Here is a 17,469-nt window from a genome sequence, read left to right on the forward strand (position 1 = left end):
GGCCGGCAGGCGCTCGCTACGCTGACCGTATGACTGATCAGCCACGCCGCAGGCTCGTTCTCGCCTCCCAGTCCCCCGCCCGGCTCGGACTGCTGCGGCAGGCCGGACTCGACCCCGAGGTCATCGTCAGCGGGGTCGACGAGGACGCCGTGACCGCCCCGACCCCCGCCGAACTGGCGCTCGCCCTCGCCGAGGCGAAGGCGTCGGTGGTCGCGGCACGGCCCGAGGTCGCCGGCGCCCTGGTGATCGGCTGCGACTCGGTGCTCGAACTGGACGGCGTGGCGTACGGCAAGCCGGCCGACGCCGAGGAGGCGACCGCGCGCTGGAAGTCGATGCGCGGCCGGGCGGGCATCCTGCAGACCGGCCACTGCGTGTGGGACACGGAAGCCGGCCGTCACACCTCGGGGGTGGCGTCCACCGTCGTCCGCTTCGGCGAGCCGACCGACGCCGAGATCGCCGCGTACGTCGCCTCGGGCGAGCCGCTGCACGTGGCCGGGGCGTTCACGCTGGACGGCCGCTCGGCCCCGTTCGTCGACGGCATCGACGGCGACCACGGCAACGTCATCGGACTCTCGTTGCCGCTGGTACGCCGTCTGCTGGCCGAACTGGGCGTGGGCATCACGGACTTGTGGACCCCGCGCGAGAAGTAGGACACGCCCGGGCAGGTCGAGGGCGGTTCAGGGGCGATCCAGGGGCAGGTAGGGGGCAGCTCAGGGACCGTTCAGTGACGGGTCAGGGACCGTTCAGGAGACGGAGGGCGCCGGGGGCGGAGGCAGTACGCCGTCCCCGGAACCCCCGGAAACCCCGGAACCCTCGGCGTCCCTGGGGCTCCCCGGGCCGGCGTCAGGCCCCGCGTCAGGCCCCGCGCCCGGACCCGCGTCCGGCTTCGCGTCGGACCTCGTGCCGTCCAGCCGGTCGTACGTCATGAAGATGAGCACGATCAGACCCAGTACGACCATCATGAAGGCGAACGCGCCCCAGCCCACCAGGCCGACGGTGAACGCGCCGAGCAGGGCGTGCACCACCGCCGCGCTGATCAGCAGGATGCGGCCGATGCCCGCGGGCGCGCGGTCGCGCAGGCCGACGCGCAGCGCGGTGAAGCCGCAGAGCGCGAAGTAGAGGCCGAAGACCAGCCCGGCGACCTTCGACGACGTGGACATCACGTCCGGGTCGAGCCCCGCCAGGGACATGTCCTGCCGGTCGACGACGACCCCCATGAACCAGTTGACCCACGCGATGCCCACCGCCTCGACGAAGAGCACGATCGCGGTCACGAATGCCACCGGTCTGCGGACCACCGGGCCCCACCCACTTTCGACTTCCGCCCGAGCAGGGCCGCTGTTACCTCAAGTATCCGTACGCCAGCGAGCACGCTACTAACGAGTAAACCCAGGTACAAGGGATCTGCGGAGGGCAAAGAATCGTTGGGCCATTCGTAGGGTCTCCACAAAGAAACCGAGTGGCGCGCAGCACGGACTCACAGAGACCTTGGCCACACAGGAGAGCTAGGGTTCGAGGTAAGCCCCCTGCGTACCGAGGTACGGCAAGGGAAATCGCGGGCGAGCAGGCCTTGTATCACGCTCCGTGTGGGCAAGCTCACCATCGGGGACGGGTCGAAACGACGTGTCGGCAGTCCCTAAACTCGGCTTGTTTCAAGGAGAGGGAGCCAACGTGCGCAAGGTGTTGATCGCCAACCGTGGCGAAATCGCTGTTCGTGTCGCCCGGGCGTGCCGAGACGCCGGCATCGCGAGCGTGGCGGTGTACGCCGAGCCGGACCGGGACGCCCTGCATGTGCGGGCCGCGGACGAGGCGTTCGCGCTGGGCGGTGACACCCCCGCGAGCAGTTACCTCGACTTCGCCAAGGTGCTGCAGGCCGCCAAGGACTCCGGGGCGGACGCGGTCCATCCCGGGTACGGCTTCCTCTCGGAGAACGCCGACTTCGCCCAGGCCGTCCTGGACGCGGGCCTGACCTGGATCGGCCCGCCGCCGCAGGCGATCCGCGACCTCGGTGACAAGGTGGCGGCCCGGCACATCGCGCAGCGCGCGGGCGCCCCGCTGGTCGCCGGTACGCCGGACCCGGTGCCCGGCGCGGACGAGGTCGTCGCCTTCGCCCGGGAGCACGGCCTGCCGATCGCGATCAAGGCGGCCTTCGGTGGTGGCGGCCGCGGTCTGAAGGTGGCCCGCACCCTCGAAGAGATCCCCGAGCTGTTCGACTCCGCGGTGCGCGAGGCCGTCGCCGCCTTCGGCCGCGGCGAGTGCTTCGTGGAGCGCTACCTCGACAAGCCGCGGCACGTCGAGACCCAGTGCCTGGCCGACACCCACGGCAACGTGGCGGTCGTCTCCACCCGTGACTGCTCCCTGCAGCGTCGCCACCAGAAGCTGGTCGAGGAGGCGCCCGCGCCGTTCCTCTCCGACGCCCAGGTGGCCGAGCTGTACTCGTCCTCCAAGGCGATCCTCAAGGAGGCCGGGTACGTCGGCGCCGGCACCGTCGAGTTCCTGGTCGGCGCGGACGGCACGATCTCCTTCCTGGAGGTCAACACCCGTCTGCAGGTCGAGCACCCGGTCACCGAGGAGGTCTCCGGCATCGACCTGGTCCGGGAGATGTTCCGGATCGCCGACGGCGAGGAACTGGGCTACGACGACCCGCCGCTGCGCGGCCATTCCTTCGAGTTCCGCATCAACGGCGAGGACCCGGGCCGCGGCTTCCTGCCGGCCCCCGGCACGGTGACCCTGTTCGCCCCGCCCAGCGGTCCGGGCGTACGCCTGGACGCGGGCGTGGAGAGCGGCAGCGTGATCGGCCCGGCGTGGGACTCACTGCTCGCCAAGCTGATCGTCACCGGCGCCACGCGCGAGCAGGCTCTGCAGCGGGCCGCGCGCGCCCTGGAGGAGTTCACCGTGGAGGGCATGGCCACGGCCATCCCCTTCCACCGCACGGTGGTCGCCGACCCCGCCTTCGCGCCCGAGCTGACCGGCTCCACGGACCCGTTCACGGTCCACACCCGCTGGATCGAGACCGAGTTCGTCAACGAGATCCCGGCCTTCACCGCTCCCGCGGACGCCGACACGGAGGACGAGCCGGGCCGTGAGACGGTCGTCGTCGAGGTCGGCGGCAAGCGCCTCGAAGTCTCCCTGCCGGTCTCGCTGGGCATGTCCCTGGCCCGTACGGGACTCGCGGCGGGCGCCAAGCCCAAGCGGCGCGCGGCCAAGAAGTCCGGCCCGGCGGCCTCGGGCGACACCCTCGCCTCGCCCATGCAGGGCACCATCGTGAAGGTGGCGGTCGAGGAGGGCCAGGAGGTCAAGGAGGGCGACCTGATCGTGGTCCTGGAGGCCATGAAGATGGAACAGCCCCTGAACGCCCACCGCTCGGGCACGATCAAGGCCCTCGCGGCAGAAGTGGGCGCGTCCCTCACCTCGGGCGCGGTCATCTGCGAGATCAAGGACTGACCCCAGCCCGACCCGTCATGACGAGACGCCCGGCAACCAGGATCCCCTGCGTGCCGGGCGCCTCGGGTTACGGCCCCGAAGAGCGCCCCGCCAGGGGCGCGGGGAACTGCGCGACCAGCCACACACGACCCGCAGCAACCGGCGCGCTTTTCAGGGGCGCGGGGAACTGCGCGACCAGCCACATACGGCCCGCGGCACCCGGCCGGTGGTCATGGGGCAGACGGAAAGGGTCCGTGGTCGGCCCATCGCCGCCCGAAGGACCGAGGAGAGGGTAGGTAGGACATATGGCCAACCCCCCAACAGGGATGCGCGCCGACGCCCGCAGAAACCACGACCGCCTCATCACGGAGGCACGAACCACGTTCGCGCAACACGGCGCCGACGCCTCACTGGAAGACGTGGCGAAACGCGCAGGCGTAGGCATCGGCACCCTCTACCGCCACTTCCCCAACCGCCACGCCCTACTGAACGCCGTCTTCGCGGACGCGGTGAGCGACCTGCTGACCCGCTCACGCGAACTCCTCGACGCCCCGAACCCGTGCACGGCGCTCGTGGACTGGCTGCGCGCCGTCATCACTCATGCGAGTGAGTACCGCGGACTGTCACGCGCGCTCATGTCGGCCTCGCACGACGACGCCTCGGCGCTCGCGCAGTGCAGCGGCCCGATGCGTGAGGCGGGCAGCGCCCTCCTCACGCGCGCGCAGCAGGCAGGCTCCGTACGCACCGGTGTCGCCATCGGTGATCTGCTTCAGCTGACCAACGCGATCGCGCTGGCCGCCGAAGAGACCCCGGGCGACCCGGAGTTGGCCGACCGCCTGCTGGCACTGACGCTGCGGGGCCTCAAGGCCTGACACTCCGACGTACGGACTGGACCGCCGTCCGTCAGCCACCACTCCGTTGTCAGCGTCTGCGCATGTCGGCGACCCGCGCCCGCTCGCTCTGGGCCTGGTCGCCCAGCACCGCCGCGGCGCTGCGCAACTGCGGTCCCGCACCGGGCACCTGACCGCGTCGGGGGCCGGGCAGCGGCACGTCCCGGCGTGGCGGCTGGCGCCCCGCCGGGACCGTATCGCCGCCCGAACCACCCGCTCCCGCCACCGCGATCTGTACGCCCTGGTCCGCCAGGGCCTGCAGTTCGGTGGCCGCGCGGTCGTCCTGGGCCGGTGGCTCGTCCGTGACCAGGCGGGTGATCACATCGGTCGGCACCGTCTGGAACATCGTGTCGGCGCCGAGCTTGGTGTGATCGGCCAGGACGACGACCTCGGCGGCCGCCTGGACGAGCGCGCGGTCGACCGAGGCCGACAGCATGTTGGAGGTGGACAGGCCGCGTTCCGCGGTGAGCCCGCTTCCCGACAGGAAGGCCCGGGAGACCCGCAGTCCCTGGAGGGACTGTTCGGCTCCGCTGCCCACCAGGGCGTAGTTGGAACCGCGCAGGGTGCCGCCGGTCATCACGACTTCCACACGGTTGGCATGGGCCAACGCCTGGGCCACCAGCAGGGAATTGGTGACGACGGTCAGCCCCGGCACCCGCGCGAGCCGGCGAGCCAGCTCCTGCGTGGTGGTTCCCGCCCCCACCACAATGGCCTCGCCCTCTTCGACGAGACCCGCGGCGAGGTCGGCGATGGCCGTCTTCTCGGCGGTCGCGAGATGAGATTTCTGCGGAAAGCCGGACTCCCGCGTGAACCCGCCCGGCAATACCGCACCGCCATGCCGGCGGTCGAGGAGTCCTTCTGCCTCCAGTGCGCGCACGTCCCGCCGTACGGTCACTTCGGAGGTCTGGACGACGCGGGCGAGCTCACGGAGCGACACGGCTCCATTTGCTCGCACCATTTCGAGGATCAATTGACGACGTTCTGCAGCGAACACGAAACTGACAGTAACCCCAACGACCGTCTGCTTTCAGCAGTTTGCGCCGAATAACAGAAGTTGTTCGCATGGCAGTACCCGGAGTGGTATACGCGCCTAATCCGGGCGCCTATGCCGCACGAATGGTCGGCGACTCCCCGTGACCAGAGGGACGCCCGATCCGCGTGACCAGCGAAGAACCGCTCACGGCACCGCTTTCCGTGCCGCCCGGGGCCCGGCTTCGCGGGCCCCGCGCCGGCCGTCGGCGCTCAGCCCTCGCCCGTGGACTTCCGGGTGTGCAGCTGACGGGCCACCTCGGCGATCGACCCCGACAGGGACGGATACACGGTGAAGGCCTTCGCGATCTGCTCGACGGTCAGGTTGTTGTCGACCGCGAGCGAGATCGGGTGGATCAGTTCCGAGGCGCGCGGCGCGACGACCACACCGCCGACGACGATCCCGGTGCCCGGACGGCAGAAGATCTTCACGAAGCCGTCCCGGATGCCCTGCATCTTGGCGCGCGGGTTGCGCAGCAGGGGCAGCTTCACGACCCGGGCGTCGATGACGCCGCCGTCGACGTCCGACTGCGAGTAGCCGACGGTGGCGATCTCGGGGTCGGTGAAGACGTTCGACGAGACCGTCTTCAGATTGAGCGGCGCGACCGCGTCGCCGAGGAAGTGGTACATGGCGATACGGCCCTGCATGGCGGCCACGGAGGCGAGCGCGAAGATCCCGGTGACGTCACCGGCCGCGTACACGCCGGGGGCCGTGGTCCTGGAGACCTTGTCGGTCCAGATGTGCCCGGACTCCTGGACCTTGACCCCGGCCTCCTCCAAGCCCATGCCGTGGCTGTTGGGGATGGCGCCGACGGCCATCAGACAGTGCGAGCCGGTGATGACACGGCCGTCGGCGAGCGTCACCTCGACCCGGTCGCCCACCCGTTTGGCGGACGCGGCGCGCGAGCGGGCCATGACGTTCATGCCGCGCCGCCGGAACACGTCCTCCAGGACGGCCGCCGCGTCCGGGTCCTCGCCCGGCAGCACGCGGTCGCGGCTGGAGACGAGCGTGACCCGGGAGCCGAGGGCCTGGTAGGCGCCGGCGAACTCGGCGCCGGTGACACCGGAGCCGACCACGATGAGCTCCTCGGGGAGCTCGTCGAGGTCGTAGACCTGGGTCCAGTTCAGGATGCGCTCGCCGTCGGGCTGCGCGTCGGCCAGCTCGCGGGGGTGCCCGCCGGTGGCGATGAGGACGGCGTCGGCGACGAGCGTCTCCTCGCTGCCGTCCGCGGCGCGCACGACGACCTTGCGCGAGCCGTCCAGGCCCTGCATGCCCTCCAGCCGGCCGCGGCCGCGCAGCACCCGCGCCCCGGCGCGCGTCACGGAGGCCGTGATGTCGTGGGACTGGGCGAGCGCGAGGCGCTTCACCCGGCGGTTGACCTTGCCGAGGTCCACGCCGACGACCCGCGCGGGCTGGTCGATGTGCGGGGTGTCGTCGGCGACGATGATCCCCAGTTCCTCGTACGAGGAGTCGAAGGTGGTCATCACCTCGGCCGTCGCGATGAGGGTCTTGGACGGCACGCAGTCGGTGAGCACCGACGCACCGCCCAGGCCGTCGCAGTCGACGACGGTCACCTCCGCGCCGAGCTGCGCTGCCACCAGGGCCGCTTCGTATCCGCCGGGTCCGCCGCCAATGATCACGATCCGAGTCACGTACTCCATTGTCCCGCACGCTTCAAGGTGCTTCCGCACGGGGGCGCTGTCCGGGTGTCCCGGGCGGGCGATCGGGGTGGCACGGGTGTGCGATACGGGGCCGCGGTTACGGGAGAGTCACATGGGTTCGCTGCCGTACCCTCGGTCCCATGTCGCTCTACGCCGCGTACGCCGGCAATCTCGACCCGCGGCTCATGACGCGCCGCGCACCCCACTCGCCGCTGCGCGCCACGGGGTGGCTCAACGGCTGGCGGCTGACGTTCGGCGGCGAGCACATGGGCTGGGAGGGCGCGCTGGCGACGATCGTCGAGGCCCCGCGCTCGCAGGTCTTCGTCGCCCTGTACGACATCGCGCCCCCGGACGAGGAGTCCCTGGACCGCTGGGAGGGTGTCGGCCTCGACATCTACCGGCGGATGCGCGTACGGATCCACACCCTGGAGGGCGAGGAGCCGGCGTGGCTGTACGTCCTCAACGGGTACGAGGGAGGGCTCCCCTCGGCCCGCTACCTCGGCGAGCTGGCCGACGCGGCGGAGTCGGCGGGCGCCCCGCACGACTACGTGATGGAACTGCGCAAGCGCCCCTGCTGACCCGCGGGACGCCTCCCGGAACACGCCGCCGCCGGGTCTCGTCGGAAACAACAAGACAACGATCGCAAACCCGTGACCATCAACATCTACGCGCGTAGGCCGCGAGCGGCTACCCTCATGCGCGTGAACGCATCTCTTCTTCCGGACGACATCCAGGGCGACCCGTACGCCGCCGCCGACGCCGCCGCCGCGCGCCTGCGGGAACTCTCGGGCGCCGAGACCCACGACGTCGCCCTCGTGATGGGCTCCGGCTGGGCGCCGGCCGTGGACGCCCTCGGCGCTCCCGAAGCCGAGTTCCGGGTCACCGATCTGCCCGGTTTCCCGCCGCCGGCGGTCGAGGGGCACGGCGGCACGGTCCGCTCGTACGGGATCGGCGACAAGCGCGCGCTGGTCTTCCTGGGCCGCACCCACTACTACGAGGGCCGCGGGGTCGCCGCCGTCGCGCACGGCGTCCGGACGGCCGTGGCCGCCGGCTGCAAGACCATCGTGCTGACCAACGGCTGCGGTGGGCTGCGCGAGGGCATGCGGCCCGGGCAGCCGGTCCTCATCAGCGACCACATCAACCTGACCGCGACCTCCCCGATCGTCGGCGCGAACTTCGTCGACCTGACGGATCTGTACTCGCCGCGGCTGCGCGCGCTGTGCAAGGAGATCGACCCGACGCTCGAAGAGGGCGTGTACGCGCAGTTCCCCGGCCCGCACTACGAGACTCCGGCGGAGATCCGGATGGCCCGGGTGATCGGGGCGGACCTGGTGGGGATGTCGACCACGCTCGAAGCGATCGCCGCGCGGGAGGCGGGGGCGGAGGTGCTCGGCATCTCGCTCGTCACCAACCTCGCGGCGGGGATGACGGGCGAGCCGCTCAACCATGAGGAGGTGCTCCAGGCGGGCCGGGACTCGGCGACGCACATGGGGTCGCTCCTCACGCAGGTCCTGGACCGGCTGTAGTTCTCCGCCCCCGCCGCCCCTACCCTTCCCGTCACCGACTCGGGGGCGCTGCCCCCGAACCCCCGGTCCTCAAACGCCGGACGGGCTGAAAGGCAAGCGGACAGGCTGAGGGATAACGGACCGGCTGAAAGGCAGCGGACGGGCTGAAAAGACGGCGGATCGGCGAGGGGCAGCGACCGGCCGGGACTGGGGCGGACGCGGCTGAGAGGCGGCGGACGGGGCTGAGAAGTCCGCCACCGGGCTGAAAAGCCGGCGAGGGCGCAGCCCCGCCTCTTTTCAGGGGCGCGGGGAACTGCGCGAGCAACCCCCACCGGCCCGCGGACAACCCCATGGGCCGGGGGCACAGCCCCACCCTCAAGGGGCGCGGGGAACTGCGCGACCAGCCCCCACCGGACCCGCAGACAAACCCGCGGGCCGGGGCGCAGCCCCGCCCTCAAGGGGCGCGGGGAACTGCGCGACCAGCCCCCACCGGCCCCGCAGACAAACCCGCGGGCCGGGGCGCAGCCCCGCCCTCAAGGGGCGCGGGGAACTGCGCGACCAGCCCCCACCGGCCCGCGGACGAATCCCGGCGGCTGAGGCCCCGGGGGCCCGAGCACGGCGCCCCCGAGGGAAACCGGGGTACACCACCACGTACAGACGACGAAAAGAGGTCGACCCTCGTGCAGGACGAACTCATCGCGCGGGCCACGGCATGGCTGGCCGAGGACCCCGACACGGACACCCGCGAGGAACTCGCCAAGCTCATCGCCGCCGAGGACACCGCGGAGCTCACCGCACGCTTCGCCGGCACCCTCCAGTTCGGCACGGCGGGCCTCCGGGGTGAGCTGGGCGCGGGCCCGATGCGGATGAACCGCGCGGTCGTCATCCGCGCCGCCGCCGGCCTCGCCGCCTACCTGAAGGCGAAGGGGCAGACCGACGGCCTCGTCGTCATCGGCTACGACGCCCGCCACAAGTCCGCCGACTTCGCCCGCGACACCGCCGCGGTCATGACGGGCGCGGGCCTGCGCGCCGCCGTACTCCCCCGCCCCCTCCCCACGCCCGTCCTCGCGTACGCCATAAGGCATCTGGGCGCGGTGGCGGGCGTCGAGGTGACGGCGAGCCACAACCCCCCGCGGGACAACGGCTACAAGGTCTATCTGGGCGACGGCAGCCAGATCGTGCCCCCGGCGGACGCCGAGATCGCCGCGGAGATCGCCGCGGTCGCCCGCCTCGCCGACGTCCCCCGCCCGGACTCCGGCTGGGAGACCCTCGACGAGGGCGTCCTGAACGCCTATCTGGAGCGCACGGACGCGGTCCTGGCCCCCGGTTCCCCGCGGACCGCCCGCACGGTCTACACGGCCCTGCACGGCGTCGGCACGCAGACCCTGCTCGCCGCGTTCGAACGGGCCGGTTTCCCCGCGCCCGTCCTCGTCGCCGAACAGGCCGAGCCGGACCCCGACTTCCCGACCGTCGCCTTCCCCAACCCGGAAGAGCCCGGCGCGATGGACCTCGCCTTCGCGAAGGCCCGCGAGACCGACCCGGACCTGATCATCGCGAACGACCCGGACGCGGACCGCTGCGCCGCGGCCGTCAAGGACGCCGGGAACGGCGGGAACGGCGGCGACTGGCGCATGCTGCGGGGCGACGAGGTCGGCGCGCTCCTCGCCGCGCACCTCGTCCGCCGTGGCGCGCGCGGCACCTTCGCGGAGTCGATCGTCTCCTCCTCCCTCCTCGGCCGCATCGCCGGGAAGGCGGGTCTGCCGTACGAGGAGACCCTGACGGGCTTCAAGTGGATCGCCAGGGTGGAGGGCCTGCGGTACGGCTACGAGGAGGCGCTCGGCTACTGCGTCGACCCCGACGGCGTACGGGACAAGGACGGCATCACGGCGGCCCTCGCCATCACGGAACTGGCGTCGGAGCTGAAGGCGGAGGGCCGCACGCTCCTCGACCTGCTGGACGACCTCGCCGTCGAGCACGGGCTGCACGCCACGGACCAGCTGTCCGTCCGGGTGGATGACCTCTCCGTCATCTCCGACGCGATGCGCCGGCTGCGCGAACGGCCGCCGACGCAGCTCGCGGGCCTGTCCGTCACCGAGGCCGAGGACCTCACCCTGGGCACGGCCACGCTCCCGCCCACGGACGGCCTGCGCTACACGCTGGACGGCGCCCGTGTCATCGTCCGGCCCAGCGGTACGGAGCCGAAGCTGAAGTGCTATCTGGAGGTCGTGGTGCCGGTCGGCACCCACGACGACCTCCCGGCGGCGCACACGAAGGCGGCGGAGCTGCTGGCGGGGATCAAGCGGGACCTGTCGGCCGCCGCGGGCATCTGAGGGGGATGACGGACCGGCGCCACCGGAAGCGCCGGTCCGTCAGCTCTTCACCCCCTCAGCCCCTCAGTCCCTCAGCCCCTCACCCCGTCAGAGCCCGTACCGGCTCTTCAGGTGGCGCCAGAAGTCGCGGAACATCCACTTGTCGAACTCGGTGATCTGCGTGGCGCTGCCCGCGTTCATGAGGAAGCAGCACTGGCCCGTCGGCGTCCAGTCGTAGAAGTCGTCGAGGCCGAAGGTGTGGCCGACCTCGTGCAGATAGATGTGGATGTCCTCCTGGGACAACGCACCCGTGAAGTACTCCTGCCCGACACGCTGGCCCCAGTCGCCGCCCGCGCCGCCCCCGAAGCCCTTGGTCAGCCAGAGGGACTGGTCGTAGTGGCGGGCCGCGCCGCCCGGACACTTCGAGTAGTCGCCGTCCTGATGGAAGAACCGGCCGCAGTCGGGCGCGCACTGCGGGGCTCCGCCGCTGTCGAGGTTCCCGGCGTAGACGTCGACGGAGTTGTCCGTCCACTGGAGGGTGGAGCGGTTCTTCACCGCCCAGCCCACGATGTTGACGGGCACGCTGGTGTACGGCCAGGCGTTGTGGCCCGTGCCGTTGTCCAGCATGGCCGCCGTCCACTTGCCGAACTGTTTCTTCAGGGCGGTGTGGATCTGGTCCCGCAGAGCCGTGCTGACCGGCGCGTCCGACTCCCAGCGGACGCAGTAGTTGATGCTTCCCCGGTTGGCCATGACCTGGTCCCAGCCGTAGTTGCGGAAGCCGTAGAGGTCCGGGTACGTCGTCGAGACGTGGTTCCACACCTCGTTCAGCGGCTGCACCAGGTTCGCGGGCGGGTTCCACTGGTCGGCGGCCTTCGCCGGGGCGGCCCGCGTGAGGGGTGAGACGGCCAGCGCGACCAGCGCGACAAGGACGGTGACCAGTCGCGCCAGGCGCCTGTGCGGGTGTCTGCGCACGGTGAACTCCCTTGGTGGGGGACGGGATTTCACCTTCAGGTCGCCGCCGACACGGGCACGGGTTGCCTACCCGGCCCACCCCGGTCCACCCGGCTCGCGCCGGAGAGTCAGACACGCATCAGATAGCTGAAGCCCGTGTCCGGTCCCACGCAGGACTGCAGGGTGAGGTCGCCCCAGTACAGTCCGGCCGCCGGGGCGCCGCGGCCGGGCGTGACCCAGGTGGCGTACACGCGGTACGTCCAGGTCCCGCGCGGGGAGCGGACCGTGACCGTAGAACCGACCGGGAGTGTCGCGAACCGGTCGAAGCCGCAGTAGTCGTGGCCGACGAGCACGGCGGTACGCAGCCGGTAGCCGTCCTCGGCGCCGAGGGCGGGGCCGGTCCACTGGACGGCGTCCCGGCAGGCGTCGACGGCGTCCTGGCCGCCCCGGACGACCCGGGCCGACCAGTCCCCGATGGTGATGACCGTGTCCGAGCGGGCCCTGCCCGGGGTTCCCGCACCGGCCCGTTCCTCGGCCGAGGACGAGGGCGAGGGAGCCGCTGTGGTGCGCGGTGCCGTCGTCCGGGGCCGGGCGGAGGCGGGACGGGACAGGTCGGGGCCCCGTACCGGGCCGGTGGCCGTCGGCGAGGGACCGCCGGTGGCGGGGGCCCGGGGCGAGGTCGACGACGGGGCGGGCCGGTCGGCGGGCGGGCTGGGCTCGGGGGCGGACCCCGTCGCCGCCCGACCCGTGTCCCCGGCCGTCCGGCCACTCGTGCCGGGGGCGGCGGCCGGCCCGTTCCCGCCACCCGGGGCGCAGGCGGTCAGCGCGAACAGCAGGGCGAACAACAGGGTGAACGGCAAGGCGCGCGCGAGGGCCGACGTCCGGGCCGCCGGTCCGGGCGGGGCCGCCGCTTCACGGCCGTACGCACGGGCGCGGCGGTGGGTGCGGCCGTCGGCACCGCGGGAGGCGGGGGCGGCCTCGAAGTCGTCGCCGTGGCGCCTGGCTCGGAGCACCCGGAGCAGGCGGGGCAGGCGGGTCGCCCGAACCGGCCGGCTCACCCGAACCGGCCGTTCACGTAGTCCGACGTCCTTTCGTCCCGGGGCGAGGCGAACATCGCGTCCGTGTCCCCGTGCTCCACGATCACGCCCGGGGTGCCGTGGGACGCCAGGAAGAAGGCGCAGGTGTCGGAGACCCGCGCGGCCTGCTGCATGTTGTGGGTGACGATGACGATCGTGACCTCGGTCCGCAGTTCGGCGATGGTCTCCTCGATACGCCGGGTGGACGTCGGGTCGAGGGCCGAGCAGGGCTCGTCCATGAGCAGCACCCGCGGGCGGACCGCCAGCGAGCGGGCGATGCACAGGCGTTGCTGCTGTCCGCCGGAGAGCGCGCCGCCGGGCTGCCGGAGCCGGTCCTTGACCTCCTTCCACAGACCGGCCTTCGTCAGACACTCCTCGACGAGGTCGTCGCGGCCGTCCCGGGACGCCTTGATGCCGTTGAGCTTCAGGCCCGCCAGGACGTTGTCGTACAGGGACATCGCGGGGAAGGGGTTGGGCTTCTGGAAGACCATGCCGATCTCGCGGCGGGCCCGGGTGATGCGGCGGCCGCGGTCGTAGATGTCCTCGCCGTCCAGCAGGACGCGTCCGGCGAGGGAGGCCGAGCCGATCAGCTCGTGCATGCGGTTGAGGATGCGCAAAAAGGTCGACTTGCCGCAGCCGGAGGGCCCGATGAGGGCGGTGACCTGCTGTGCGGGCATGGTGAGCGAGACCCGGTCGAGGACCTTGTGGTCGCCGAACCAGGCCGAGACGTCCTCGGCCCGCAAGTCGGCGGGCCCGTCGCCGTGTCGCTGCCTGTGCTCCGGCCCGTCGACGGTCCGCGGCTGGACGAGGGTGGTGGCGGTCGCGCCGGTGGTACCGGTCGTGTCGGTGGACATGGGTACGTCAACTCCCGTACGGAACTGGGGGTTCAGAGGACATTGGGGAGCAGCGCGGTGAGGGCCGCGGAGTCGGCGAGACCGAGCGCGGTCAGTACGGGCGCCGCGCAGATCCAGGTCTGCCAGCGGCCCCACACCCGGTACAGCCAGACGGCGAGCAGCGCGGCGAGGAGCAGCCCCTGGGTCCACAGGAGGACGGCGAGCCATGCGTCGTCCTGGCCGGCGAGCGCCTGTTCGGACGGGTCGATCCAGCCGGACCGGATCACGCGCGGCGGGTTGGGGCGGAGGTCCGAGACGAGTTCCGCGTCCACCCGCAGCAGGCCGTCGGGCGTGTAGGGGGCGCCCTTCGCGGTGATCAGGGTGAGCCGGCCCTGCCCCTGGCCCAGCCGGACGGGCAGTTCGTCGCCCGCGTGCCGGACGCCGGTGACCTCGTACACGGACCTGCCCTGTCCGGTGGTCAGTTCGACGCGGGTGCCGGGGGCGAGCAGGTGCAGGTCGTTGAAGGGGCTGCCGTAGCCCCACTGGCGGCCCATGAGGACGACCGTGCCCGCCTGGCCGGGCAGCGGGGTGTCGCGGCGGTGGCCGGGCCCGGACATCAGCACATCGGCGGTGGTGCCCTCGGCGACCACCTCCTTGAGGCCGAGCACGGGGATGCGCAGCAGCGCGACCGGCGCGCCGAGGGCGAGCGGCCGGCCGTCGTAGGTGCGCTGGCCCACCGGCGCGGTGCCGAGCGCGAGTTGCTGCCGCAGGGTGTCGTACGCGGTCTGCTGGTCGCGGGAGTGCTGGAGGTGTCCGACGATCGTGAGGTTCGCGGCGAACCCGAGGAGCACGGCGGCCAGTACGCACAGCGTGGCGCCGGCCAGGGCGAGTCCTGGCCGGGCGGGCGGCCGCGGGGCGGCGGGCGGCGTCGGGGGTGGTGGGACCGGCACGGACACGGTGGGTGCGCTCCTCGGGCGGGTGTGCGGGTGTGCGGGTGGACGGATCGGCCGGGTGGGGTGGGGCGCGGTCCCGGGGCGGGGGTCGGCGGCTCTGCCCCGGGACCGGGGCCCGGTCGTGGGTGCGCGCGGCTCGCTAGAGGTGGTTCGGGGTGTCGCCGAAGGTCAGCAGGCCCTTGCGGCGGACGTGGACCACGAGGGCGGCGCCGGCGCAGAGCAGGGCCAGCGCGGCGAGGCCGACGGAGCCGACCTGGGCGCCGGTGGCGGCCATGCTGCCGCCGCCGCCCGTACCGCCGCCGGAGCCGCCCGTGCCACCGGCGGTGCCCGTGTCGCCGGACGTGCCTCCGTCGGTGCCGCCGCCCGTGTCCGAGCCGGTCTCCGAGGCACTGGGGTCGGGCTCGTCGCTCGGGTCGGACCCGGCGCCGGTCGTGAAGGCGAACGCCACGCTGTGGCCGTCGGCCTTGTCCTCCGCGAGGGTCAGCGTGTGGTCGCCGTCCGCGATCTTCTCGGGCACGGTGAAGGCATAGTCCGTGACGGTCCCGTCGGCGTCCGCCACCGCGTCGGTGTACTTCTCCTCGCTGTCGGCGAGCGTGACCAGCACCTTGGCGTCCTTGGTGTAGCCGCGGGCCGTGATCTTCACCTTCTGCCCCGCTTCGAGGTTCGGGCCGGCCTCCAGCACGGTGCCGTTCTCGTCGGTCACTTCGAGGTCGGCGGGGACGGTGGGGGTGGGCGAGGTGTCGGTGGGCGTCGGGGTGGGCGTGGGCGACTGGTCCGGCGTGGTGATCTGGACGGGCTTGACGGCCGTCGACGTGCTGAAGGCGTCCGGGTCCGCGGGCGTGAAGGTCGCGGAGTAGAAGTGGTTGCCGGCGGTCGCGGGCGCGGTGACCGTGATCTCCGCCTTGCCGTTCGCGACGTCCGCCGTACCGACCGGGACGGGCTCCGAGTCGTTCGTCGCCCCGGTGTAGGCGAAGGCGACGCTGCCCACGGCGGTGTCCGGGGTCAGGGTGGCCGTCAGCTTGAGGGAGCCGCCGACGGGGGTCGCGGGGCCGTCGAGCGCCACGGTGGTCGTCTGCGTCCGGACCAGCGTCCAGGTCTCGCCGGTGATCTGGACGATCGCGCTGAACGCCGGGACGTTGTTGGTCAGTCCGGCGCCGCAGGCCAGGGCCAGGGAGTACTTGCCGTCGAGGGAGCCCTCCGCCACGTACGAGCGCAGCTGGGTCTCCACGGTCGCGGTGCCCGGGGTCAGCGGGACCGTGAACGGGGCCGTCTTGGAGATCGTGTCCGCCGAACTGCTCTTGGCGAGCTGCTTGCCGACGGTGGCGCTGCCCGGCTTGAGCAGCCACAGGAACATGGCCGTGGGGTTACTGGTCTCGGGGCATCCCGCGTCCGTACTGGCGGAGGTGGCGCTCAGCGGGGCCTTGATGCTGCCCGTGCCCGGCTCCAGCGTGAACTTTCCGGTCGGGGTGACCGCGTGCGCCTGGCCCACGAACGCGAGCACTCCGGAGAGCGCCCCCATCAGCAGGGCGCAGCACAGCAGCAGGGCGGCGGGCGATCTGAGCGGTGTCTGGCGGTTCATGTGGTGTCCCCCCACAGGGTTCGGTCCGGGTCGGGTCGGTTGTCGGTCGGGTCGGTTGTCGGTCGAGGTGGTCACGGGTCGGGGTCCGGGGTGGTCGTCGGCCGCCGTCGCGGATACGCCGCCGGGCCGGGCACCCATCGGGGTGCCCGGCCGTTGTGCGATCAGGTCACGGCGCCGGTGATCAGCGCTCGCCCTTGAGGTCGGGGTCCGTGGTGTCACCGCAGTTGTCGATGGCACCGAAGCCGTAGAGCTGGATCGTGTCGGTGTCGTTGCAGACCTTCGAGCCGGAGCCGGCGAACGTGGACGCGATCGTCGCGTTCGACAGCTTCGAGGTCGGGACGACGTTGTAGACGTCGCGGTTGTAGGTGAAGCCGACGTTGAGCGTGCCGTCCGCGTTCAGCGGCGCGGAGCCGTTGATCTCGCCGAGGACCGTGGCGCCGTGGCGGTCGTTCACGATGCCGCCGGTCTGCGCGATGTACTGGGCCACGGAGTACGGGGCGATGTCGCCTGCGGTGTCCAGCGCCTCGCCGTTGTGCTCCTGCATCGAGCCGACGCAGGAGCCGACCGCGGACTCGGCCACACCGATCTTGCCGAGGAAGAAGGTCCGGGTGCCGGAGTTGGTCTGCGGCAGCAGCGGGGTGAGGGTGACGCCGTCGACCGAGGTCAGCGAGCAGGTGTAGATGTCGTGCAGCTGGGCCGTGGTGAGGTCCGGGACGGCCAGGGCGCTGTCCTCGCGGACGGCGACGGTGACGGCGTCCTTGGCGAAGGGGATCCAGGTGAGGTCCGTGGTCGAGGTGTCGGCCGGACCGCGGGAGGAACGGGCGAAGTCGAGGCAGCCCGTGCCGGTGTCGACGGCGTTGCGCAGCGCGTCGATGCCCGCGGAGGAGCCGTTGGGGCGGTTGATGACACAGCCGGTGGTGCGGGTCTTGACGGTGGCCGAGCCGGTGGCGTCGTACGAGGCGATGGTGTTGCCGCCGTCGACCGAGTCGCCGAGGCCGTTCACGACGTCCTGGGTCGTGTCGGAACCGGCGCCGGCGAGCACCCGGAAGCCGTTGGAGGGATCGGCCACGGCCGGGGCGGCCATGGCACCGACGGCGAGGGCGGTGACACCGACAACGGCGGCGATACGTGCGCGGGACTTGACGTTCACAACTGTTCTCCTCCGTCAAACGCATTGCATTTCCCACCGACCCGGCGGTCGGCCACGGCAAACAATTCCGCACTCCTCTTCGCGGCGGCCACCACATTCAGCCGCCCAT

General features: G+C 72.2%; 15 protein-coding genes. 6 read left to right on the top strand and 9 right to left on the bottom strand.

Annotated features, from left to right (window positions below):
- Positions 1-29 precede the first annotated feature (29 nt).
- On the top strand, positions 30-650 hold the full coding sequence (locus J8N05_RS01260) for a Maf family protein (protein ID WP_210880648.1): 621 nt from the start codon (positions 30-32) through the stop codon (positions 648-650).
- 93 nt (positions 651-743) lie between these two features.
- Here J8N05_RS01260 and J8N05_RS01265 read toward each other — a convergent pair whose 3' ends face one another.
- Positions 744-1,298: a hypothetical protein gene (locus tag J8N05_RS01265; protein ID WP_210880649.1), complete on the bottom strand. Its 555-nt coding sequence runs from the start codon at positions 1,296-1,298 to the stop codon at positions 744-746.
- Between the two features lie 373 nt (positions 1,299-1,671).
- On the opposite strand from J8N05_RS01265, the gene J8N05_RS01270 reads away from it, so the two are divergent.
- Together J8N05_RS01270 and J8N05_RS01275 are read left to right on the top strand one after the other, a co-directional pair.
- A complete protein-coding gene (locus J8N05_RS01270) occupies positions 1,672-3,444 on the top strand; it encodes an acetyl/propionyl/methylcrotonyl-CoA carboxylase subunit alpha (RefSeq protein ID WP_210880650.1) in 1,773 nt (590 codons plus the stop codon).
- A 305-nt stretch (positions 3,445-3,749) separates the two neighbouring features.
- The gene (locus J8N05_RS01275) at positions 3,750-4,295 is read left to right on the top strand and encodes a TetR/AcrR family transcriptional regulator (protein WP_210889944.1); all 546 of its coding nucleotides are present in this window, start codon (positions 3,750-3,752) and stop codon (positions 4,293-4,295) included.
- A gap of 49 nt (positions 4,296-4,344) precedes the next feature.
- Here the strand turns inward: J8N05_RS01275 and J8N05_RS01280 are convergent, their stop codons facing one another.
- On the bottom strand, positions 4,345-5,307 hold the full coding sequence (locus J8N05_RS01280; protein WP_107020346.1) for a DeoR/GlpR family DNA-binding transcription regulator: 963 nt from the start codon (positions 5,305-5,307) through the stop codon (positions 4,345-4,347).
- Between the two features lie 248 nt (positions 5,308-5,555).
- Positions 5,556-7,004, bottom strand: coding sequence for an NAD(P)H-quinone dehydrogenase (locus J8N05_RS01285; RefSeq protein WP_210880651.1), 1,449 nt, complete (start codon positions 7,002-7,004; stop codon positions 5,556-5,558).
- 140 nt (positions 7,005-7,144) lie between these two features.
- Between J8N05_RS01285 and J8N05_RS01290 the strand changes: the two genes are divergently transcribed.
- The 3 genes from J8N05_RS01290 to J8N05_RS01300 all read left to right on the top strand — a co-directional run bounded on the left by J8N05_RS01290 (position 7,145) and on the right by J8N05_RS01300 (position 10,839).
- Positions 7,145-7,582: a gamma-glutamylcyclotransferase gene (locus J8N05_RS01290; RefSeq protein ID WP_210880652.1), complete on the top strand. Its 438-nt coding sequence runs from the start codon at positions 7,145-7,147 to the stop codon at positions 7,580-7,582.
- Between the two features lie 123 nt (positions 7,583-7,705).
- A complete protein-coding gene (locus J8N05_RS01295; RefSeq protein WP_210880653.1) occupies positions 7,706-8,530 on the top strand; it encodes a purine-nucleoside phosphorylase in 825 nt (274 codons plus the stop codon).
- Positions 8,531-9,189: 659 nt separating this feature from the next.
- Positions 9,190-10,839, top strand: a complete 1,650-nt coding sequence (locus tag J8N05_RS01300) for a phospho-sugar mutase (protein WP_210880654.1) — start codon at positions 9,190-9,192, stop codon at positions 10,837-10,839.
- Positions 10,840-10,926: 87 nt separating this feature from the next.
- Here the strand turns inward: J8N05_RS01300 and J8N05_RS01305 are convergent, their stop codons facing one another.
- The 6 genes from J8N05_RS01305 to J8N05_RS01330 form a co-directional block, all read right to left on the bottom strand.
- Positions 10,927-11,790 (bottom strand): hypothetical protein, encoded by an 864-nt coding sequence (locus J8N05_RS01305; RefSeq protein ID WP_210880655.1) that lies wholly within the window; start codon positions 11,788-11,790, stop codon positions 10,927-10,929.
- A 107-nt stretch (positions 11,791-11,897) separates the two neighbouring features.
- A complete protein-coding gene (locus J8N05_RS01310; protein ID WP_210880656.1) occupies positions 11,898-12,782 on the bottom strand; it encodes a sortase family protein in 885 nt (294 codons plus the stop codon).
- Positions 12,783-12,823: 41 nt separating this feature from the next.
- Positions 12,824-13,699, bottom strand: coding sequence for a phosphate ABC transporter ATP-binding protein PstB (gene pstB, locus J8N05_RS01315; RefSeq protein WP_210880657.1), 876 nt, complete (start codon positions 13,697-13,699; stop codon positions 12,824-12,826).
- 32 nt (positions 13,700-13,731) lie between these two features.
- On the bottom strand, positions 13,732-14,634 hold the full coding sequence (locus tag J8N05_RS01320) for a sortase (RefSeq protein ID WP_210880658.1): 903 nt from the start codon (positions 14,632-14,634) through the stop codon (positions 13,732-13,734).
- Between the two features lie 136 nt (positions 14,635-14,770).
- Positions 14,771-16,210 (bottom strand): hypothetical protein, encoded by a 1,440-nt coding sequence (locus J8N05_RS01325; RefSeq protein ID WP_210880659.1) that lies wholly within the window; start codon positions 16,208-16,210, stop codon positions 14,771-14,773.
- Positions 16,211-16,391: 181 nt separating this feature from the next.
- Entirely contained in the window at positions 16,392-17,360 is a 969-nt protein-coding gene (locus J8N05_RS01330; RefSeq protein WP_210880660.1) for a type 2 periplasmic-binding domain-containing protein, read from the bottom strand.
- Positions 17,361-17,469 lie beyond the last annotated feature (109 nt).

Origin of the sequence: Streptomyces liliiviolaceus, assembly GCF_018070025.1 — a bacterium.
Lineage (GTDB): Bacteria > Actinomycetota > Actinomycetes > Streptomycetales > Streptomycetaceae > Streptomyces > Streptomyces liliiviolaceus.

What these genes read in the sequence shown, in the direction of transcription:
- J8N05_RS01260 (WP_210880648.1), top strand. Translation starts at nt 30, where the DNA reads ATGACTGATCAGCCACGCCGCAGGCTCGTTCTCGCCTCCCAGTCCCCC.
- J8N05_RS01275 (WP_210889944.1), top strand. Translation starts at nt 3,750, where the DNA reads ATGCGCGCCGACGCCCGCAGAAACCACGACCGCCTCATCACGGAGGCA.
- J8N05_RS01285 (WP_210880651.1), bottom strand. Translation starts at nt 7,004, where the DNA reads ATGGAGTACGTGACTCGGATCGTGATCATTGGCGGCGGACCCGGCGGA.
- J8N05_RS01290 (WP_210880652.1), top strand. Translation starts at nt 7,145, where the DNA reads ATGTCGCTCTACGCCGCGTACGCCGGCAATCTCGACCCGCGGCTCATG.
- pstB (WP_210880657.1), bottom strand. Translation starts at nt 13,699, where the DNA reads ATGTCCACCGACACGACCGGTACCACCGGCGCGACCGCCACCACCCTC.
- J8N05_RS01325 (WP_210880659.1), bottom strand. Translation starts at nt 16,210, where the DNA reads ATGAACCGCCAGACACCGCTCAGATCGCCCGCCGCCCTGCTGCTGTGC.